Origin of the sequence: Serratia sp. J2 (assembly GCF_046269175.1) — a bacterium.
Taxonomy (GTDB): Bacteria; Pseudomonadota; Gammaproteobacteria; order Enterobacterales; family Enterobacteriaceae; genus Chania; species Chania fonticola_C.
The window spans coordinates 16,746-35,896 of the sequence record NZ_JBKABN010000001.1; the positions used below are offsets into that span (position 1 = coordinate 16,746).

Sequence of the window (19,151 nt, forward strand, 5' to 3'; positions counted from 1 at the left end):
GTTTGGTGGCTTGCCAAGGCACGACGGGATTGATATAACAGCAGCGCTGTCGTAACCGTAGGGATTTTTTCGGTGCGACGTTTTGAATTCTAGAGGGGATGATAGAGTGAATAAGTCACAACTGATCGACAAAATTGCCGCGGGTGCTGATATTTCTAAAGCGGCAGCAGGGCGTGCTTTGGACGCAATTATTGCTTCCGTTACCGATTCCTTGAAAGAAGGGGATGACGTGGCTCTGGTTGGTTTCGGTTCTTTCACCGTGCGTGAGCGTTCAGCTCGTACCGGCCGTAACCCGCAAACGGGTAAAGAGATCAAAATCGCGGCAGCCAAAGTTCCGGCTTTCCGTGCAGGGAAAGCCCTGAAAGACGCAGTAAACTGATTACGGCGTTTCATCGCATCGCGTCGCCGGTAAACAATCACCTGACGCAGCGGTATTGGTAAGGTAAGATATAAGGCGCATCAGGTTGATGCGCTTTTTTTATTTTTGTCGCAGGGAACGCGCCTGCACAAGGGTTGTTAATCCACATCACAGCGGAGTGTTGTCACACTATGATGGACAATTTACGCGCGGCTGCTAACCACGTCGTGCTAAAAATCATCCTGGGGCTGATTATCTTGTCATTTCTTTTGACTGGAGTAGTCAGCTATCAGGGAAGTGCCGGCGATTACGCTGCGAAAGTAAATGGCCAGGTGATCGAACGCGCCCAGCTGGAACAGGCTTTCCAGAGTGAACGTAGCCGTATGCAGCAGGAACTGGGTGACCGTTTCTCTGCCATGGCTGGCAACGAAGGTTACATGCAGCAGATGCGCCAGCAGGTGCTGTCTCAACTGATCGACAAGTCGCTGCTGGACCAGTACGCGAAGACGCTGGGCCTGAGCGCCAGTGACGATCAGGTGAAAGAGGCTATCCGTCAAGAAGCCTATTTCCAGACGGACGGTAAGTTCGACAACGCCAAATATCTCGACCTGATTACCCGTTCGGGCTTTAGCGCAGATCAATATGCGCAATACACGCGCCAGCGGTTAATCAACCAGCAGATGATCCAGGCCTTCGGCGGCTCCGACATCGTCCCACCAAGCGAAGCAGAGTCTATGGTTGCCCTGGTTCTGCAAGAGCGCGATGTGCGCCTGGCGACGATCGATCTCAATGCCATGATGGCCAAGCAAACCGTCACCGACGAAGAGCTGAAGGCCTTCTTCGAGCAGAACAAAAACAGCTTCATCGCACCCGAGAAGGTGAAAGTGAGCTTTATCCCGCTGGATGCCGCGGCATTGCAGGATAAAGTGACCGTTACCGAAGCGGATATCAGCGCCTATTACGATGGGCATCAAAGCAGCTTTGGCCAGCCGGAACGCAAAAAATTCAGCGTGATCCAGCTGAAAACCGAAGCGGATGCCAAGGCAGTATTGGAAGAGTTGAAAAACGGTGGTGATTTCGCTGCGTTGGCGAAAGAGAAATCTACCGACATCATCTCGCGCCGTACCGGTGGCGAAATGGACTGGATGGAGCCAGATACCACGGCAGACGAACTGAAACAGGCTAACCTGACCGAGAAAGGCCAACTTTCTGGCGTAGTGAAGTCTTCAGTGGGTTATCTGATCGTGCGCCTGGACGATATCAAGCCTGCGCTGGTGAAGCCATTGAGCGAAGTGCATGATGCTATCGCCAAGCAGATCAAGCAGGAAAAAGCGGTAGATGCCTACTATGCGCTGCAGCAGAAAGTCAGCGAAGCGGCGACCAGCGATAACGAGTCCCTGGCCTCGGCGGAAGAGGCTGCGGGTGTCAAGGCGGCTAACACCGAATGGTTTACCCGTGACTCTGTTCCTGCTGCGTTGAACTTCAAGCCGGTTGTGCAGGCCATCTTCGATGGTTCGCTGATTGGCGAGAACGGCGCGCCAGGCAGCAACTCTGACGTCATCACCGTTGACGGTGATCGTGCGTTCGTGGTTCGCGTTGTGGCCCATCAGCCGGAAGGGATTGAACCTTTCGACAAGGTGAAAGATCGCGTAACCGCGATGGTCAAACACAACAAGGCACTGCAAGAAGCCAAACTGCAGGGTGAAAAACTGCTGGTTGAGTTGAAGCAGGGCAAAGGCGATGAGGCGATGAAAGCCGCTGGTCTGAGCTTCGGCAGCGTACAGAAAATGGCACGCGCCCCGGAAGACAGCCAACTGGTGGAAGCCGTATTCGCACTGCCGCACCCGCAAGCCGGTAAAGTGGTTTACGGTATGTCACAGGATGCTCAAGGGAACGTGGTGTTGATCGCCCTGGATAGCGTTAAGCCAGGTACGTTGCCAGCAGACGAAATGAAAACCTTCGTCAGCAACATGGAGAAAGGAAGCGCTAGCGTGACCTTCGATGCCTTGCTGACTAATCTGCGCAAAGAAGCCAAGATCAAAATGGGTGCCGCTGAGCAACAACAGCCGTAACTTGTCCCCTATGGATTTCAAGTTGCAGCTAGGCGACAAGCTTGTTTATCCCCAGAAACTTACTTTTCGTCAGTGACTGGGGTGAGCAAGTGCAGGTAACAACGCTGCAGCTTGGAAGACGACGGGGATTCGCACCGCATTTTTTTGCAACAGCTTGAAAGACTCAAAGGCCGCTTTCGCGGCCTTTTCCACATTTAAACTCTGCCAATTGCCGATCTTCCGCCGCTGCGGCAAGGTAACCTTGCTGTCAAACACAAGGAGGATACAGCATGCAACTTAGCGAAAATAAAGCCATTATCCGTTTTACCGTTATCCGCCAGCTACTCCTGGCGGCGGCGCTGTTTGGCCTGATAGGGAGCTCAGCCATTGCCGCAGAGAAACCCTCTCTGGGGCAACCACAGGCCGCTGCGGTATCGCCTAAGGTCAGCCTTGAAGCGCAAAGCGAGGGGGAAGCCAAGGTCAGCATTAACCAGGCAGATGCAGAGGCGTTAGCCAGCATGTTGAACGGCGTAGGGCTGAAAAAGGCGGAGGCCATAGTGCGCTACCGCGAACAGAACGGGCCGTTTAGTGAAATAGACCAGCTACAAGAGGTGCCGGGGATCGGTCCCTCCTTGGTGGAAAGAAATCGTGATCGACTGAAAATGTGATCCCGCTCGCGGCTGCGTGGCAAAGTGGCCTCGCAGCCGCGCTACTCTGCTACATTTTACAGGTCATACCAGTCATCCATCGCAAACTCTTTGCCCAAGCCCTGCGGTACAAGCATGCGGCCTGCAAGGAGGGATATCACTGAACGGGTATGCCGGTATTAATTCGCTATCACCAGAGCAGGAGCGGTTGTTTCACTATGCAGACTTATATCAAAGTTCGTGGCTATCATCTTGATGTCTATCAACACGTTAATAATGCCCGGTATCTGGAATTCCTGGAAGAAGCGCGCTGGGAGTGGCTGGAGGATCTGGATGCTTTCCACTGGATGACGCAAAACAACATCGCGTTTATCGTGGTGAACATCAATATCAATTATCGTAAGCCCGCCGTATTGGGGGATAAGCTGCGCATCGATAGCCAGATGCTGCAACTCAATGGCAAGAGCGGGGTGCTGAGCCAGCAGGTATTGCTGGAGCCTGAGGGGACCGTGGTCGCCGACGCGACGTTGACCTTTGTCTGTATTGATTTGAAAACCCAGCGGGCACTGCCGATTGAAGGCGCATTACGTGAACACCTGGTGGCACTACAGCAGAAAGATGCTGAGGGCTGATGAAGCATCGTGCTCGTCATGCCCCCTCACCCTAGCCCTCTCCCACAAGGAGAGGGGACCGAACGTGCCAGTGGTTATTTCGCTCACAACCTGACCATCGGTAAATGAAAGGGGCGGTGCTACAGGAGTATCTCAGTACCTGATGGCAACACCGTATCAACTCATGGAAGGGATGACTCTTGCTTGGATGGCAACACGGTATCAACTCATGGAAGGGATGACTCTTGCCTAGATGGCAACACCGTATCAACTCATGGAAGGGGTGACTCTTGCCTGGATGACAACACCGTATCAACTTATTGAAGGGATGGCTCTTGCCTGGATGGCAACTGCGTACCAGCTCCCTCTCCCTGTGGGAGAGGGTTGGGATGAGGGGACCCAACGATGGCTTAATCTGACTTATTGAGCGGCATTGCCGCCGCCCATGAATTGGCTTAAACCAAGCCGGTTTTCCGCTTCAGGCTGGCCATCACGCCGACCTTGTCCTGCTGATACTGCTGCAACCCGTTGGCGCGCAGGTGGCAGGCCGCACATTCACCGCAGCCGTCGCCTTGAACGCCGTTATAACAGGTGAGCGTCTCATGGCGGATACGTTCCAACTGCTGGTAATAGTCCGCCAGCGCCCAGGTTTCAGCCTTGTTGAGCCACATCAGCGGGGTTTCAAAGCGAATATCACGGGCAATCCCCAGTACGATGGCCTGATTCAAGGCCTTGACAAACTCGTCGCGGCAATCCGGATAGCCCGAGAAATCGGTCTCGCATACCCCGGTGATCACGGCTTCGGCTTCCACCTGGTAAGCATAAATTGCCGCCAGGGTGAGGAACAGGATGTTGCGCCCCGGCACAAAAGTGCTTGGCAAGGCATCGGTCTGTGAGCTGTCGTAGGTGGGAACCGGGATGTTATCGCGAGTCAAACTGCTGATGGCCAGCTCATTGAGCAACCCAACGTCCAAAACCTTGTGCGCCTTGGCTCCCAGAGTTTGGCATAAGGCCTGGGCCACCTCGATTTCGGCGCGATGACGCTGGCCGTAATCGAACGTGATGCAGTGAACTTCATCATACTGTTGCAATGCCTGGATCAAGCAGGTCGTGGAGTCTTGTCCACCGCTAAAAACGACGACTGCGCGTTTCATAAATCTACCTTCTGGCTAGGGCCATTCCCGATGCACATTCGGGCGGCCGGTTTATGCCCTTTGCTGCCAGGCTACAGCTTGACTGGCCATAGCCTGGCGCTATTGGGCTTCATAACACACATGCGGGGATGCTATCAGAAATGTTCGCCACAGCGTAGGGTAACCTAATCATCCAGCGGCGGTGGCAGCCAAGCCTGGCAAAAATCAAACCAGCCGTAGGCGGTGAGCATCACACCATGTATGCGGGGAGGGGCACTGACCTGATACTGATAGTTGAATAGGGGAGTGAGGATTGCGGCTCCCATCAGCTGTTGATAATACGCTTTTAGCTGGCTGAAGCGCTGCTGCGGTGCTGGGCATTGCTGGATCTGTTGCAGGGTCCGCTGTTGGTGCTGCCAATCCTCTTCTCGCAAAATTCCTTGCCACAGCAAATCGCGACGTAGCCAGCTTTCCAACGTCGCTTCCGGAGCTTCACCAATCAGGTTATCGGCCAGCAACAGATCGGCTTGGGCTATCTGCTCGGTACTTTGCCAACGTTTGCCGGAATAATAGCGGATCTCTAATTGGCAGCCATGGTCCGCCAGCAATTGTTGCAAAGCCTGAGTTACGCTCTCTAGTTCGATCGGTGGATGGTACAACAGCGTCAACTGAGGTGGCAGTTCAACGTCCTGCAGGACGTCATGCTCAGGGATCGCCCAGCCCGGCAGCATTTCATGACTTGGTATGATCACACCCTGCTGGATGGGCAAGCTGGCCAGCAGGCCGGATCGCTGGATCAGCATCAGCAGCTTTTGCCCTTGGGCTTCACTCAGTACGCCACGGCGCTGGTTAATCGCCAGGTAGCACCACCCTTGGCTCATACTGCGTTGTACCGGCCGTGCCAGTGCCAGTTCTTCCTGTTGGCCGATAGTGATGCGTACCGGGTGCAGGCAACTGGTATCGGTACTGTGGGTTGGTAACTCTGGCGTGATCCAGTATTCGATGCTTTCCAAATAGGGATGTTGCAGATGGTAGTAAGGATGTTGTTCCAGCCGCACCATATGCGGCTCGTTTAGTGCCAGCTTAAAGGGACCTGCACCGAGGGTCGGTAACTCTGGATGTGTCATCAGGCAGGGCAGTTCTGCCAGCCGGTGCGCCAGCCAATAATCGGGCATTTGCAGATCGAACTGGATGCATAGTGCATGTGGCAGGCTGATTGTTGCCACGCTGCTCAATAATGGCTGACTGCGCGGATGGTGTTGCAGGGCGTTGAGGGTTTGCAATAGCTGTTGGCCGGTCAAGGCCTCGCCGTTATGCCAGCGCAGTTGACTGCGTAGAAAGAACTGCCAACGCAGGCCGTTTTCACTAATCTGCCAGTGATGGGCCAGATCGGGCTGCGGCTCGGGGCAACCGGTGTTGAAGCGCGTCAAACCGGCATAAACGGTTGCGACCAGATGCTGTTCCGCACGGCCGCTTAGCGTCAACGGATCGAGCTTTTCCAACGTGCGGTAATAAGGGATACGCAGCGTAGGGCTGCCTTCCTGCCATTGGCCGCCGAGGTGAGGGCTCAGCAACTCTTGCAGATGCTGTGGCGCCAGCTGCGCCATTTCCAAGGCTCCCTGATGGTCGCCCAGTTGCAGTAAACGTTGGAGATGCGCAGTCCGCAGTTCATCGGGGGTTTTCAGGCACTGCAGCTGCGCGCGTTTCCCCCTCCCAGCCTGTGATTGCCAACTTAGCCAACCTTGTTGCTGCAACTGCTGTACCAGAGTGCGTGCATGCCGCTCGCTGCAATAGAAGATCGCAGCTAATTCACCGATCGTGATCGCCACCGGCGTGCTGCCTAGCTGGTGGTACAAACGTTGATACTGGCCGAGGCGATGAACCAGGCGCATAGCGGTATCCTAGATGTTGCAAGCGATGAAAGATAAATCAGGAAGCATTTATACAAATTGTTCACTATTACTTCCGCAAATACCACCCCATACTGCGGTGATTGCCATTGTGCTCACATTTACGAGGTTCCTATGTATCGCCTGGCCGCTTTCGATATGGACGGCACCCTGCTGACCCCCGATCACCGTATCGGGCCGGAAACGCTGAGTGCGTTAAGGCAGCTTATCGACAGGGAGATGGTGGTGACCTTTGCCACTGGGCGGCATTACCTTGATGCTCAGCCGATCATGGCGCAACTGGGATTACAAGGTTATCTGATCACCGGTAATGGCACTCGCGTCTATGACCAGCAAGGGCAGCAACTGCATGCTACCGACTTACCGGCGGAGATTGCCGAAGAGGTGTTGCACACCCACTGGCGTACCTCTGCCAGCATGCACGTGTTTCGTGATGAAGGTTGGTTGACCGAAACTGCGGTGCCGGAAATGCTGGCTGCACATCATCTCAGCGGCTTTCATTTCCAACTCGCCGAGTTGCGCCGTCTGCCTGCGCTTGGCAACAGCAAGGTCTGTTTCTGTGCCCCCCATGAAGAACTGGTCAAACTACAGGCACAGTTGAGTGAGCATTTCGGCACCCGTGCCGATCTGTGCTTCTCGGCCTATGATTGCCTCGAAGTGCTGCCAAAGGATTGCAACAAGGGAGCGGCATTGGACAGGCTGAGCCGCCATCTGGGGCTGACGTTGGCTGATTGTATGGCCTTTGGCGATGCGATGAATGATAAGGAAATGCTCGCGGGAGTAGGGCACGGCGTGGTAATGGGCAATGCCCTGCCACAGTTGAAATCGTTACTGCCCCAACTACAGGTTATTGGCCACTGCGAACAGCAGGCGGTGGCTCACTATTTACAACATTGGCTGCGTTCACCACACCTCACCTATTCCCCCGAATTCTGAGGTATTAGCATTACAGCCGGCCGGGTATGACTACCCGGCTTTTTTTATCCCCTGAACTTCGCCTTAATGAGTTGGCAACCTAATAAGTTATTTACCTGACAAGTTAGCCAACTGAGCGCTATATGGTGTCAAATCGCCGATATGGTTGCTGACCCAGTCACTATTGTAATAGGTATCCAGATAGCGCTCGCCGCTGTCGCATAGCAGGGTGACGATGGCACCTTGCTCGCCTTTATCCCGCATCTGCTTGGCCAGTTGCAGTGCTCCCCATACGTTGGTCCCGGTAGAGGCACCTACCTTACGGCCAAGAATATTTTCCAGCCAATAAATGGTGGCGATACTGGCGGCATCTGGCACGCGCAACATGTTGTCGATCACCGAAGGGATAAACGACGGTTCGGCGCGTGGGCGGCCAATCCCTTCGATGCGGCTGCCACAGCTGCCGATGATGGTGCGATCGCCATGATGGAAGCAGTCGTAGAACACCGAGTTTTCCGGATCGACCACGGTGAGCTGCGTATCATGACCTTGATAGCGAATATAGCGCCCCAGCGTCGCCGAGGTGCCACCAGTGCCGGCACTCATCACGATGTGTTTCGGAACCGGGTGCGGTTCACGCTCCATCTGGCGGAAAATGCTGTCGGCGATGTTGTTGTTACCACGCCAGTCGGTGGCGCGTTCGGCAAAGGTGAACTGATCCATATAATGGCCGTTCAGCTCTTTGGCCAACTCCTCTGACACCGCATAAATCTGGGCGGCATGATCGACAAAATGGCTGCGGCCACCGTAAAAGGCGATTTGCTCCACCTTACGTTTAGCCGTGCAGGAAGGCATCACCGCGATAAACGGCAGGCCGAGCAGGCGGGCAAAATAGGCTTCCGATACCGCCGTGCTGCCCGAAGAGGCTTCAATAATCGGCGTGTTCTGGTTGATCCAACCGTTACAGAGCCCGTAAAGGAACAGCGAACGCGCCAGGCGGTGTTTAAGACTGCCGGTAGGGTGGGTGCTTTCATCTTTCAGGTAAAGATAGATGCCGGGAAATTCCGGCAGGTTCAAGCGGATCAAGTGCGTATCGGCGGAGCGTTGGAAATCCGCTTCTATTTCACCAATAGCATATTTTACCCAAGCGTTTGTCATGATCTGGCCTCAAAATAGGGTCTTAATTTATGCAGTAGCATAGCGGTTCAGCGAGAAAAAAGGATTGCCATTTTTCCTGTTTAATCGCCTAATGGGAGAAATATTTTCTATGAAATCACCTTATGTTGGATAAAACTGACCGAAAACTGCTGTGCATGCTGCAACAGGACTGTACGCAATCGCTGCAAGTGCTGGCCGAAGCGGTGAATCTGACCTCAACGCCCTGCTGGAAACGGCTAAAAAGGCTGGAAGATGAAGGTTACATTCGCGCACGCGTCGCGCTGCTGGATAATGAAAAGCTCGGGCTTGGCCTGACGGCGTTTGTGCTGATAAAAACCCAGCAGCACAGCAGCGAGTGGTATCAGAAATTTGTCGATCTCACCGCGCAGATGCCGGAAGTGTTGGCGTTTTACCGTATGGCGGGGGAGTATGATTACCTGATGCAGGTTGAGGTGGCGGACATGAAAAGCTATGACAATTTCTATAAACGCCTGGTGACCGGCGTGCCGGGGCTGATTGATGTCACTTCCAGCTTCGCGATGGAAAAAATCAAATACACCACGGCGCTACCCGTGCCAGAGTGAAATCGTCACTCTACTGTTGAATGTTAAGGTTGCAGGGCTGCAGCCGGTAATTTGTCGGATATTGTCTGGAATAAAACTGCGTGAGACTCTTTGCTCAAATCGGCTGGTATTTCCGCCGCGAGTGGCGCCGCTACCTCGGGGCCGTGGTGCTACTGATTGCCATTGCCATATTGCAACTACTGCCGCCTAAGCTGGTTGGTATCATTGTTGATGGCGTCACCAAGGATCAGATGTCCAACAAGGTACTGATGGCCTGGCTGGGGTTGATGATTGGTACCGCCATTGTGGTTTATCTGTTGCGCTACGTGTGGCGAGTGCTGTTGTTTGGGGCTTCCTACCAGCTGGCCGTCGAACTGCGGGAAAACTTCTATCGCCAACTCAGCCGTCAGAACCCGGCCTTCTATCTGCGCCACCGTACCGGCGATTTGATGGCCAGAGCGACCAATGACGTCGACCGCGTGGTGTTTGCCGCCGGTGAAGGCGTGCTGACGCTGGTGGACTCTCTGGTCATGGGGCTGGCGGTGCTGATCGTGATGAGCACCCAGATCAGCTGGCAATTGACCCTGCTTTCCCTGATCCCGATGCCGATCATGGCGATCGTCATCAAATACTATGGCGATCAACTGCACCAACGTTTCAAGTCGGCGCAGGCCGCGTTTTCCAGCCTTAACGATCAGGCACAGGAGAGCATGACCAGCATTCGTATGATCAAGGCTTTTGGCCTGGAAGATCATCAGTCCAACCAGTTTGCCGAAGTGGCAGCGCAAACCGGCGCGAAGAATATGCACGTGGCGCGAGTTGATGCGCGCTTTGATCCGACGATTTACATCGCTATCGGTGCGGCCAACCTGCTGGCGATCGGCGGCGGTAGCTGGATGGTGGTTAACGGTTCTCTCACGCTGGGCCAACTGACCAGTTTTGTCATGTACCTTGGCCTGATGATTTGGCCGATGCTGGCACTGGCCTGGATGTTCAACATCGTCGAGCGCGGCAGTGCCGCCTATAGCCGTATCCGCAGCCTGCTGGAAGAGGCGCCGGCCGTGAAGGATGGTGAGTTCGATTTGCCCGCCGGGCGCGGCAACCTGAGTGTCGAAATCAACGCCTTCCATTATCCGCAAACCAACAAACCAGCGCTGCATGACGTGGCGCTACAGCTGCAACCGGGGCAAATGTTGGGGTTGTGTGGGCCTACCGGCTCGGGCAAATCGACGCTGCTTTCGTTGATCCAGCGCCAATTCGATATTGATGACGGCCATATCAGCTATCACGGCTTGCCACTTACCCAGATCAAGCTCGATGAGTGGCGTTCACGCTTGTCGGTCGTTAGCCAGACGCCGTTCCTGTTCTCCGATAGCGTGGCCAATAATATTGCCTTGGGCAACCCGGCGGCCACTCAGGAACAGATTGAACAGGCAGCGCGCCTGGCCAGCGTACATGAAGATATTTTGCGTTTGCCTCAAGGTTACGAGACCGAGGTGGGTGAACGTGGCGTGATGCTTTCTGGTGGCCAGAAACAGCGTATTTCCATCGCGCGGGCGCTATTGCTGGAAGCGGAAATTCTGATCCTCGATGATGCTCTCTCGGCGGTGGATGGGCGCACTGAACACCAAATCCTGCATAACCTGCGCAGTTGGGGGCAAAACCGCACGGTGATCATCAGTGCACACCGCCTTTCGGCCTTGACGGAAGCCAGCGAAATCCTGGTGATGCAACACGGCTCGGTGGTACAGCGCGGTCAGCATGGGCAATTGGCTACCGAGCCTGGTTGGTATCGCGACATGTATCGTTATCAGCAACTGGAAGCGGCGTTGGATGAGGCTCCTGATAGCACCGAGGAGGTTTTGGCCGATGAGTAAAATACAAAACATGTGGCCAACGCTGAAACGTTTGCTGGCCTATGGTTTGCCATATCGTAAACCCTTGGGATTGGCGGTATTGATGTTGTGGGTAGCGGCGGCGGCGGAAGTCGCCGGGCCAATTCTGATCGGCTACTTTATTGATAACTACGTTGCCAAAGGGCTGTTGCCGCTGGTGATTGTCAGCTCCCTGGCTGTGGCTTATATCCTGCTGGAACTGCTCGCTGCGGCGTTGCACTATTTCCAGGCCATTCTGTTTAATCGGGTGGCGGTCGGGGTGGTACAGCGGTTGCGCACCGACGTGATGGACGCGGCCCTGCGCCAACCGCTGAGCGCTTTTGATACCCAGCCTGTCGGGCAATTGATCTCGCGGGTGACCAACGATACCGAAGTGATCAAAGATCTCTATGTGATGGTGGTGTCCACGGTACTGAAAAGTGCGGCGCTGATCGGGGCGATGCTGGTAGCGATGTTCAGCCTGGACTGGCGTATGGCGCTGGTGGCGATCTGCATCTTCCCAGCGGTGCTGGTGGTGATGGGGATCTATCAATACTACAGCACGCCGATCGTGCGGCGGATGCGTAGCTACCTGGCGGATATCAACGACGGCTTCAACGAAGTGATCAGCGGCATGGGGGTGATCCAGCAGTTCCGCCAACAGATCCGCTTTGGTGAGCGCATGAGCGCGGCCAGCCGCTCGCATTATACCGCCCGGATGCAGACGCTGCGGCTGGATGGTTTCCTGTTGCGGCCGTTGCTTAGCCTGTTCTCTGCCCTGGTACTATGCGGCCTGTTGATGCTGTTTGGCTTCAGCGGCGAAGGCGCGATTGGTGTGGGGGTGCTGTATGCCTTCATCAACTATCTTGGCCGATTGAACGAACCGTTGATTGAGCTGACTGCCCAGCAATCGATATTGCAGCAGGCTGTAGTGGCAGGTGAGCGTATTTTCGAACTGATGGATCGCAGCCAGCAGAGCTATGGCAGTGACGATCGTCCGCTGGCGAGCGGCCGTATCGATGTCAGCGACCTGAGCTTTGCCTACCGCAGCGACAAAAAAGTGCTGCAGCACATCTCGTTGCAGGTTCCGTCACGGGGTTTTGTTGCCCTGGTGGGCCATACCGGCAGCGGAAAGAGCACCCTGGCTAACCTGTTGATGGGCTATTACCCGCTGAGCGAAGGGGAAATTTGTCTGGATGGTCGTCCGTTGTCCAGCCTTTCACATCGTACCCTGCGCCAAGGCATTGCTATGGTGCAGCAAGATCCGGTGGTGATGGCGGAATCGGTGCTGGCGAACGTCACGCTTGGTCGCTCTATCGGTGAAGAAGCGGTCTGGCAGGCGCTGGAAACGGTGCAACTGGGGGAACTGGTACGTAGCTTCCCACAGGGCATCCATACGCGCCTGGGGGAGCAGGGGAATAACCTGTCCGTAGGACAGAAGCAGTTGTTGGCCTTGGCGCGCGTGCTGGTCCAGGCACCGCAGATCCTGATCCTGGATGAAGCGACCGCAAACATCGACTCTGGCACCGAGCAGGCGATCCAGCGTGCCTTACGGTTGATCCGCGAGCAGACGACGCTGGTGGTGATCGCCCATCGCCTTTCAACCATTGTGGATGCCGACTCTATTCTGGTACTGCATCGCGGTCATGCCGTGGAGCAGGGAAACCATCAGCAGCTGTTGGCACAGCAGGGCCGCTACTACCAGATGTATCAGTTACAACTGGTGGGCGAAGAGTTGGCTGCCACGGCTCGCGACGAAACTCAGCCCGCATAACTTTAAGCAAGGGCTCCGCTCCAGGAGCCCGCACCACCAACAGGCAATAGCACTTTTCAACTCCCTCCTACTGCACTTTCCCAACGCGCAATGCACCAAAAAGGTGCGCGATCCCCAGGTGGCGATCTCTGCTTTCGTCCAGAGCTAGACTCTGATTATGGGTTAAATAACATAAGTAATTGAATTTAAATACAAAATAATTTGTGGCACAGCCTTTGCTTTGTATGACTCGTACCGGGGGTAAGTTTTTGGGCTTAATCGTGGAGAGGCAATATGAAGCTGGTTACCGTGGTGATCAAACCATTCAAGTTAGAGGACGTACGTGAAGCCTTATCCTCTGTAGGTATTCAGGGGCTGACCGTAACCGAAGTCAAAGGCTTTGGCCGCCAGAAGGGTCATGCCGAGCTCTATCGCGGGGCAGAGTACAGCGTCAATTTCTTACCTAAGGTCAAAATTGATATCGCTATTGCCGATGACCAGCTGGATGAAGTGGTTGATGTGATTAGCAAGGCGGCCTACACCGGCAAGATCGGTGACGGCAAAATTTTCGTTGCCGAATTGCAACGTGTGATTCGAATTCGTACCGGCGAAACCGACGAAGCGGCTCTGTGATCGCAGGCTCAGTCAACTGAATGGGGATGGATTGATAATGAAAAGACTGTTATCCACGTTGGGCCTGAGTTTGGTAACCCTGGTTCCTTCTTTGGCTCTGGCCGCTCCGGCGGTGGCAGACAAGGCAGACAACGCCTTTATGATGATTTGCACCGCGCTGGTGCTGTTTATGACCTTACCGGGCGTGGCGCTGTTCTACGGCGGCCTGCTGCGCTCGAAGAACGTCCTCTCCATGTTGACTCAGGTGACAGTTACCTTTGCCCTGGTGTGCGTGCTGTGGGTTATTTACGGTTACAGCCTGGCGTTCAGCGAAGGTAATGCCTTCTTCGGTGGCTTCCAGACCGTGATGCTTAAAGGGATCGGGATCGATAGCCTGACCGGCACCTTTAGCCAAATGATCCACGTGGCGTTCCAGTGCTCTTTCGCCTGTATTACCGTGGCGTTGGTGGTGGGCGGCTTTGCTGAACGCATTCGCTTCTCTGCGGTGGTTATTTTTGCCGCCATCTGGTTCACGATTTCCTACCTGCCGATTGCGCATATGGTTTGGGGCGGTGGTTTCCTGGCAACCGACGGTGCATTGGACTTTGCGGGCGGTACCGTGGTGCATATCAACGCCGCCAGTGCTGGTCTGGTAGGGGCCTACCTGTTGGGTAAACGTGCTGGTTATGGTAAAGAGGCCTTCAAGCCACACAACCTGCCGATGGTGTTTACCGGTGCCTCGATCCTGTATATCGGTTGGTTTGGCTTCAACGCCGGTTCGGCCAGTGCGGCCAACGGTATTGCGGCGCTGGCGTTCCTCAACACGGTGATAGCCACTGCCGGTGCAATCCTCTCCTGGACCTTCGCCGAGTGGGTCGTACGCGGTAAACCTTCTCTGCTGGGAGCCTGCTCGGGCTGTATCGCGGGTCTGGTTGCGATTACGCCAGCGGCGGGTACCGTGGGGGTAGGTGGTGCGCTGATTATTGGCCTGATAGGCGGTGTCGCTGGCTTGTGGGGCGTGGTAACGCTGAAGAAATGGCTGAAAGTGGACGACACCTGTGATGTGTTTGGTGTGCACGGGGTGTGCGGTATCGTTGGCTGTCTGTTGACCGGCGTCTTCACCGCCTCATCACTGGGCGGAACGGGCTACGCCGCTGGCGTTACCATGGGGCATCAGGTGTGGGTCCAGTTGCTGAGCGTTATTGTGACGCTGGTGTGGTCGAGCGTGGCCGCGTTTATCGCCTTCAAGGTAGCCGGGGCCGTGGTGGGGCTGCGCGTACCGGAAGAGCAGGAACGCGAAGGCCTGGATGTGAACAGCCACGGCGAGAATGCTTATAACCAGTAAAATATGTTGAATTAAACTCTGAGGGGCGATGGAAACATCGCCCCTTTTTCATTTAAACATCGCGCTTGCGGATAACGCCTTCTTGCACCGTCGTGGCTACCAGCACACCGTCGCGGGTGTAGAACTGGCCGCGTACAAAGCCACGGGCACCTGAGGCTGAGGTGCTTTCTACCGCATACAGCAGCCAGTCGTCCATGCGGAACGGGCGGTGGAACCACATGGAATGGTCAATGGTCGCCACCTGCATGCCTGGTTCGAGGAAACCGACGCCATGTGGTTGTAGCGCCGTCAGCAGGAAGTGGAAGTCGGAGGCGTAGCCAAGCAGATACTGATGGATCCGCAGGTCGTCCGGCATGGTGCCGTTGGCACGGAACCAGACGTGGCGATACGGCTCTTCCACGCTGCCCTTCAACGGGTTGTGGAATTTCACCGGGCGCATTTCGATCGGCTTCGGGCCAATAAATTTGTCGCGCACTTTTTCAGGTAGCATATGCGACAGCTTTTGTGCTATTTCTGACTCCGACATCAATCCTTCCGGCGGTGGGACATCCGGCATGGTGTTTTGGTGTTCAAAACCTTGCTCGGGGCTTTGGAAGGAGGCCGTCATATAGAAAATGGGTTTGCCATTTTGAATGGCGCTAACGCGGCGCGCGCTGAAGCTATTGCCGTCACGCAGGGTTTCTACGTCATAAACTATCGGTTTGCTGCTATCCCCAGGGCGCAGGAAATAGCTGTGGAAGGAGTGAACGATACGCTCCGCAGGAACGGTTTGCTTGGCGGCATACAGCGCCTGGCCAACCACCTGACCGCCAAAGACCTGGCGTAACCCCAGATCTTCGCTTTGGCCACGAAATAAACCTTCTTCAATTTTTTCCAAATCCAGCAGTTCGAGGAGGTTGTGCAGTGCCTGGCTCATAAAGTGGCGATCCTTTTAGTCATCATGTTGCGCAGTGTGCTGAATATGATGGCAGGACGTCAATATATTGCGTTATTTCTGCGGGGGAAGCTACCGCAGTCAGGGGCTGCGTCATGAGGCCTTAGGGCTATTTAGGCCTAGTCCGATAGGCAGTTGTTAGTATTTTGTGCTAGGTTTAATCAGTGTAGTGGTTTAAGCCACCAACATGTGACTAATAATAAAGGAGACCGACCCATGAAACTCTGGCAAATGGTAGGGGGAGCAGCCGCATTGACGATCACACTGGCAGGCTGTGCCCACAAGAATGCGGATGTGCCAACGCAGACGGCTAACGCTGCGGCTTCGCAAACGCAGATCCAAGGCCCGGTGGTGCAGGGCTCAGTTAATATTCGCCAGCGTATCGCGCTGCCACCGGATGCGGTACTGACAGTGACCCTGTCCGATGCATCACTTGCTGATGCCCCTTCACGAGTGATTTCACAGCAGGCGATGCGTACTGAAGGTTTGCAGAGCCCGTTCCGCTTTACGCTACCGTACAATCCAGCGGACATTCAGCCTAATGCGCGTATCATCCTGAGCGCGGCGATTACGGTGAATGGCCAGTTAATGTTTATCACCGACACCATTCAGGAAGTGATCAACCGTAACGGGACTCAGGCCGATCTGCTGTTGGTACCGGTACAAAACGTTCCGGTTCAGGTTGCACCTACCCCAGCTCCGTAAGCAGCAATGCCTACATCTGACAGCCTTTGTGCCTTTGGCCAAGGGCTGTTTTTTTACCAGTGCCAACCATACCGTTCAAAATCAACCGTGCTTTGCGGGCCAAAAATAATCCCTTCTGCCAGTAACGCCTGTCGTTGGCGCTGAAAATCTTCACCCTGCTGTGAGATCTGCCCGTGCCGATTAATGACCCGGTGCCAGGGCAGGGTGCTGCCCTCTGGTAAACGCCGTAATACGCCGCCAACCTGACGTGCCGCACGGGGTGAGCCTGCCAGCCGCGCAACTTCGCCGTAGGTAGTGACCTTGCCAGGAGGAATGGCGGCCACGATATGGAATACGCGTTGGCTGAAGGTAGCATCTTCTGGTTGCATGACTCTCTTCCTGCGTGATGAGTTGAGCGGCGAATATTTGCTCCTGACAATTTAGCAACATTGCTACTCGGTCACCAATCTAAACTCAGGTGCGACGGGCGAGATGGGTAAGAAAACAGCGGTTGCTCCCGGTTGGCTTGCTATTTGCTTGGCCATCACCGATAATGCCCACCGCTTCGCAATTCAAGAAGCCGTCAATGGGGGCCCTGTTGGTTCTCCCGCAACACTAACTGGTGAACTCGGTCAGATCCGGAAGGAAGCAGCCGTAGCGAGTGACGTGTGTGCCGGGATGTAGCTGGTAGGGTCCCCACCAATTTCTAACTCCCCACCTCCTAAAAAAGCACCGACAAGCCGCCGATGCCTTGCCTATATGATGTTTATGCCTGGGTTTCCCAGCAGGCAACCAGCGGATCGACGATCTGGCGCGTTGTGCCGTCGGTCAGGCCCAAATCCGTCAGGTGCGGCCCGGCATTGCATGCCAGGCAGGTGCCCTCAATCGCCTTGAACACCCGGTAGGGGGGTTCCCAGTCTGCAACCTTGGCACTCAGATCGCGCAGGTTTTTAAACTGCTCTGCCAGCTGTGCGGCGGGGAGATCGGAAAGCATTCCGGCGATCGGCATGTCCACCTGCGCCAATATCTCACCGTTCTGGCTAAGAGCCATGCCGCCGCCGGTGGCAATTAGCGCGTTGGCGGCCAGCGCCATGTCATGAGGATCGCGGCCCAGCACCACCAGGTTATGCGAATCATGAGAGTAGCTGGTGGCAATTGCCCCCCGTAATTCTCCCCAACCTTCCAGCAATGCCAACTGAGGCTTGGCTGGGTGCCGGGCGTGGCGATGCTGTACCCAAATCAGACTGAACCCCGGCGGGAGCTGTACCTTGCCGTCGCGCACTTCTACCGTAGTTTCATTCCATTGGGTGAAACGTGCCCCTTTGATATGGCGCAACGTGGCCTGGCCGTGACGGATGGCCGCAACCCGCATGATGAAATCATCTGCGGCCAATGGTGAAAGATGGAGTGTGTCACGTGGTGCGGATACGCCTGGCGTGGCTTGTACTGGAGTCAGCATTTTTCCCTGCTCTGCCAGACACTGGCCAGCAACGTAAACCCGCCGGGCCTGGAGGTGTTCCAGGGAATCAAAGACGACCAGATCGGCGATCCTTCCTGCGGCAATCAGGCCCAGATCGTTACGTTGCAAGCGTATGGCGGCATTGAGCGTAGCCATCCGTAGTGCATCGGTGGCCGGTAATCCATGTTCAATCAGCAGATTGAGCAGGGCGATAACGCCGCCTTTCTCCAGCAGCATATCGGGTGGCACATCATCAGTGCAGAGGGTGATTTGGGAGGAGAAGTGCGGCAGAGATTTTAATGCCGCAACAATTTCAGGCAACAGATAAGGATGAGAGCCCCGGATCTCCAGCGTCAGCCCAGAGCGTAGTTTCTCCAGAGCATCGGCAGCAGAGGTCAGCTCATGATCGGAGGTTACGCCTGCAGCAAGATAGGCTTGCAGCTGCGGGCCGCTCAAACCGCGCGCATGGCCTTCAATCAATTTTCCGCTGTTAAGCCCGGCGTTGAGGATCTCCTGCATCCGTTCGCTGCCGTGCAGCACGCCGTGCATATCCATCACTTCCGCCACACCGCCTACTTCGGGCCAGGCTAGCATGGTATCCATCTCATTACCGCCAAAGTCGGCACCGGACATTTCCAGCCCAGGGGTCGAAGGCACGCTGGAAGGTGCAGCGCAGATCACCCGTAGAGGCAGATTGCGGCTGGCATCTACCGCGTAGCGCACTCCCGCAACGCCAAGCACGTTCGCTAGTTCATGAGGATCCCAGAAAATGGTGGTGGTGCCCTGTGCGACGACGATCTCGGCATAGCGTTCTGGCAGCAGATGGGAGCTCTCAACGTGCACATGGGTATCGATCAGACCTGGGCTGAGGTAGGCTCCCGCCAGGTCTTGTGTCCGATGTGCCGTTGGCAAGGCGCCACAGGGGTGAACGCTGGCGATCAGCGGGCCGACAATGCCAATATCAACCAGGCGGATTTCGCCCGTGACCATGTCGATCAGGTTGGCATTGGTCAGCAAGAGATCAAACGGCGTATTGCCCAGCGCGGCCTGTACGGCACGTTGGCGTTCACCGTTACTGACAGAAAAGGTGGTCATGATAATCCCCGGAATAAGAGTAAGGGGTTACTGTAGGTGGGAGCGTAAG

General features: G+C 55.4%; 17 protein-coding genes and 1 other RNA gene. 12 read left to right on the forward strand and 6 right to left on the reverse strand.

Annotated features, from left to right (window positions below; translation table 11 throughout):
• Nucleotides 1-106: 106 nt before the first annotated feature.
• The 4 genes from hupB (at nucleotide 107) to ACKWMY_RS00085 (ending at nucleotide 3,688) form a co-directional block, all read left to right on the forward strand.
• Nucleotides 107-379: a nucleoid-associated protein HU-beta gene (gene hupB / locus ACKWMY_RS00070; RefSeq protein ID WP_004954599.1), complete on the forward strand. Its 273-nt coding sequence runs from the start codon at nucleotides 107-109 to the stop codon at nucleotides 377-379.
• A gap of 170 nt (nucleotides 380-549) precedes the next feature.
• On the forward strand, nucleotides 550-2,430 hold the full coding sequence (gene ppiD, locus ACKWMY_RS00075; protein WP_409485698.1) for a peptidylprolyl isomerase: 1,881 nt from the start codon (nucleotides 550-552) through the stop codon (nucleotides 2,428-2,430).
• Between the two features lie 269 nt (nucleotides 2,431-2,699).
• Nucleotides 2,700-3,077: a ComEA family DNA-binding protein gene (locus tag ACKWMY_RS00080; protein ID WP_074030770.1), complete on the forward strand. Its 378-nt coding sequence runs from the start codon at nucleotides 2,700-2,702 to the stop codon at nucleotides 3,075-3,077.
• Between the two features lie 197 nt (nucleotides 3,078-3,274).
• A complete protein-coding gene (locus tag ACKWMY_RS00085) occupies nucleotides 3,275-3,688 on the forward strand; it encodes an acyl-CoA thioesterase (RefSeq protein ID WP_024528382.1) in 414 nt (137 codons plus the stop codon).
• 434 nt (nucleotides 3,689-4,122) lie between these two features.
• Here ACKWMY_RS00085 and queC read toward each other — a convergent pair whose 3' ends face one another.
• Together queC and ACKWMY_RS00095 are read right to left on the reverse strand one after the other, a co-directional pair.
• Nucleotides 4,123-4,821, reverse strand: coding sequence for a 7-cyano-7-deazaguanine synthase QueC (gene queC, locus ACKWMY_RS00090; RefSeq protein WP_024528383.1), 699 nt, complete (start codon nucleotides 4,819-4,821; stop codon nucleotides 4,123-4,125).
• 164 nt (nucleotides 4,822-4,985) lie between these two features.
• Complete coding sequence (locus ACKWMY_RS00095; protein WP_409485699.1) at nucleotides 4,986-6,692, reverse strand: SgrR family transcriptional regulator; 1,707 nt, start codon at nucleotides 6,690-6,692, stop codon at nucleotides 4,986-4,988.
• Nucleotides 6,693-6,824: 132 nt separating this feature from the next.
• On the opposite strand from ACKWMY_RS00095, the gene cof reads away from it, so the two are divergent.
• Nucleotides 6,825-7,646, forward strand: coding sequence for an HMP-PP phosphatase (gene cof / locus ACKWMY_RS00100; RefSeq protein ID WP_409485700.1), 822 nt, complete (start codon nucleotides 6,825-6,827; stop codon nucleotides 7,644-7,646).
• Nucleotides 7,647-7,733: 87 nt separating this feature from the next.
• On the opposite strand, the gene ACKWMY_RS00105 is transcribed toward cof, so the two are convergent.
• The gene (locus ACKWMY_RS00105) at nucleotides 7,734-8,783 is read right to left on the reverse strand and encodes a PLP-dependent cysteine synthase family protein (protein ID WP_024528386.1); all 1,050 of its coding nucleotides are present in this window, start codon (nucleotides 8,781-8,783) and stop codon (nucleotides 7,734-7,736) included.
• Between the two features lie 122 nt (nucleotides 8,784-8,905).
• On the opposite strand from ACKWMY_RS00105, the gene ACKWMY_RS00110 reads away from it, so the two are divergent.
• The 5 genes from ACKWMY_RS00110 to amtB all read left to right on the forward strand — a co-directional run bounded on the left by ACKWMY_RS00110 (nucleotide 8,906) and on the right by amtB (nucleotide 14,930).
• Nucleotides 8,906-9,367, forward strand: a complete 462-nt coding sequence (locus ACKWMY_RS00110) for an Lrp/AsnC family transcriptional regulator (protein ID WP_021180156.1) — start codon at nucleotides 8,906-8,908, stop codon at nucleotides 9,365-9,367.
• Nucleotides 9,368-9,447: 80 nt separating this feature from the next.
• Nucleotides 9,448-11,223 (forward strand): SmdA family multidrug ABC transporter permease/ATP-binding protein, encoded by a 1,776-nt coding sequence (locus tag ACKWMY_RS00115; protein WP_409485701.1) that lies wholly within the window; start codon nucleotides 9,448-9,450, stop codon nucleotides 11,221-11,223.
• Nucleotides 11,216-12,994 carry a SmdB family multidrug efflux ABC transporter permease/ATP-binding protein gene (locus ACKWMY_RS00120; protein WP_409485702.1) on the forward strand — a complete coding sequence of 593 codons (1,779 nt, stop codon included), beginning with the start codon at nucleotides 11,216-11,218 and terminating at the stop codon, nucleotides 12,992-12,994. Before ACKWMY_RS00115 ends, ACKWMY_RS00120 begins: the two co-directional genes overlap by 8 nt.
• A 273-nt stretch (nucleotides 12,995-13,267) precedes the next feature.
• The gene (gene glnK, locus ACKWMY_RS00125; protein WP_004949337.1) at nucleotides 13,268-13,606 is read left to right on the forward strand and encodes a P-II family nitrogen regulator; all 339 of its coding nucleotides are present in this window, start codon (nucleotides 13,268-13,270) and stop codon (nucleotides 13,604-13,606) included.
• A gap of 37 nt (nucleotides 13,607-13,643) precedes the next feature.
• Nucleotides 13,644-14,930 carry an ammonium transporter AmtB gene (gene amtB, locus ACKWMY_RS00130; RefSeq protein WP_029711052.1) on the forward strand — a complete coding sequence of 429 codons (1,287 nt, stop codon included), beginning with the start codon at nucleotides 13,644-13,646 and terminating at the stop codon, nucleotides 14,928-14,930.
• A gap of 52 nt (nucleotides 14,931-14,982) precedes the next feature.
• Here amtB and tesB read toward each other — a convergent pair whose 3' ends face one another.
• Nucleotides 14,983-15,846: an acyl-CoA thioesterase II gene (gene tesB, locus ACKWMY_RS00135; RefSeq protein WP_024484389.1), complete on the reverse strand. Its 864-nt coding sequence runs from the start codon at nucleotides 15,844-15,846 to the stop codon at nucleotides 14,983-14,985.
• Nucleotides 15,847-16,080: 234 nt separating this feature from the next.
• Here tesB and ACKWMY_RS00140 point away from each other — a divergent pair, with 234 nt between their 5' ends.
• On the forward strand, nucleotides 16,081-16,569 hold the full coding sequence (locus ACKWMY_RS00140) for a YbaY family lipoprotein (RefSeq protein WP_024484390.1): 489 nt from the start codon (nucleotides 16,081-16,083) through the stop codon (nucleotides 16,567-16,569).
• A gap of 53 nt (nucleotides 16,570-16,622) precedes the next feature.
• On the opposite strand, the gene ACKWMY_RS00145 is transcribed toward ACKWMY_RS00140, so the two are convergent.
• Nucleotides 16,623-16,937 carry an MGMT family protein gene (locus ACKWMY_RS00145; protein ID WP_024528390.1) on the reverse strand — a complete coding sequence of 105 codons (315 nt, stop codon included), beginning with the start codon at nucleotides 16,935-16,937 and terminating at the stop codon, nucleotides 16,623-16,625.
• A 207-nt stretch (nucleotides 16,938-17,144) separates the two neighbouring features.
• On the opposite strand from ACKWMY_RS00145, the gene ffs reads away from it, so the two are divergent.
• Nucleotides 17,145-17,241: signal recognition particle sRNA small type (ffs, locus tag ACKWMY_RS00150), an RNA gene on the forward strand.
• A 73-nt stretch (nucleotides 17,242-17,314) separates the two neighbouring features.
• On the opposite strand, the gene ACKWMY_RS00155 is transcribed toward ffs, so the two are convergent.
• A complete protein-coding gene (locus tag ACKWMY_RS00155) occupies nucleotides 17,315-19,102 on the reverse strand; it encodes an adenine deaminase (protein WP_211134868.1) in 1,788 nt (595 codons plus the stop codon).
• Between the last annotated feature and the right edge of the window lie 49 nt (nucleotides 19,103-19,151).

Coding starts and splice junctions, on each gene's coding strand:
- ppiD (WP_409485698.1), top strand. CDS start 550: ATGATGGACAATTTACGCGCGGCTGCTAACCACGTCGTGCTAAAAATC.
- ACKWMY_RS00145 (WP_024528390.1), bottom strand. CDS start 16,937: ATGCAACCAGAAGATGCTACCTTCAGCCAACGCGTATTCCATATCGTG.
- amtB (WP_029711052.1), top strand. CDS start 13,644: ATGAAAAGACTGTTATCCACGTTGGGCCTGAGTTTGGTAACCCTGGTT.
- ACKWMY_RS00105 (WP_024528386.1), bottom strand. CDS start 8,783: ATGACAAACGCTTGGGTAAAATATGCTATTGGTGAAATAGAAGCGGAT.
- glnK (WP_004949337.1), top strand. CDS start 13,268: ATGAAGCTGGTTACCGTGGTGATCAAACCATTCAAGTTAGAGGACGTA.
- ACKWMY_RS00085 (WP_024528382.1), top strand. CDS start 3,275: ATGCAGACTTATATCAAAGTTCGTGGCTATCATCTTGATGTCTATCAA.
- ACKWMY_RS00140 (WP_024484390.1), top strand. CDS start 16,081: ATGAAACTCTGGCAAATGGTAGGGGGAGCAGCCGCATTGACGATCACA.
- tesB (WP_024484389.1), bottom strand. CDS start 15,846: ATGAGCCAGGCACTGCACAACCTCCTCGAACTGCTGGATTTGGAAAAA.
- ACKWMY_RS00080 (WP_074030770.1), top strand. CDS start 2,700: ATGCAACTTAGCGAAAATAAAGCCATTATCCGTTTTACCGTTATCCGC.
- ACKWMY_RS00120 (WP_409485702.1), top strand. CDS start 11,216: ATGAGTAAAATACAAAACATGTGGCCAACGCTGAAACGTTTGCTGGCC.
- queC (WP_024528383.1), bottom strand. CDS start 4,821: ATGAAACGCGCAGTCGTCGTTTTTAGCGGTGGACAAGACTCCACGACC.
- ACKWMY_RS00110 (WP_021180156.1), top strand. CDS start 8,906: ATGTTGGATAAAACTGACCGAAAACTGCTGTGCATGCTGCAACAGGAC.
- ACKWMY_RS00095 (WP_409485699.1), bottom strand. CDS start 6,692: ATGCGCCTGGTTCATCGCCTCGGCCAGTATCAACGTTTGTACCACCAG.
- ACKWMY_RS00155 (WP_211134868.1), bottom strand. CDS start 19,102: ATGACCACCTTTTCTGTCAGTAACGGTGAACGCCAACGTGCCGTACAG.
- cof (WP_409485700.1), top strand. CDS start 6,825: ATGTATCGCCTGGCCGCTTTCGATATGGACGGCACCCTGCTGACCCCC.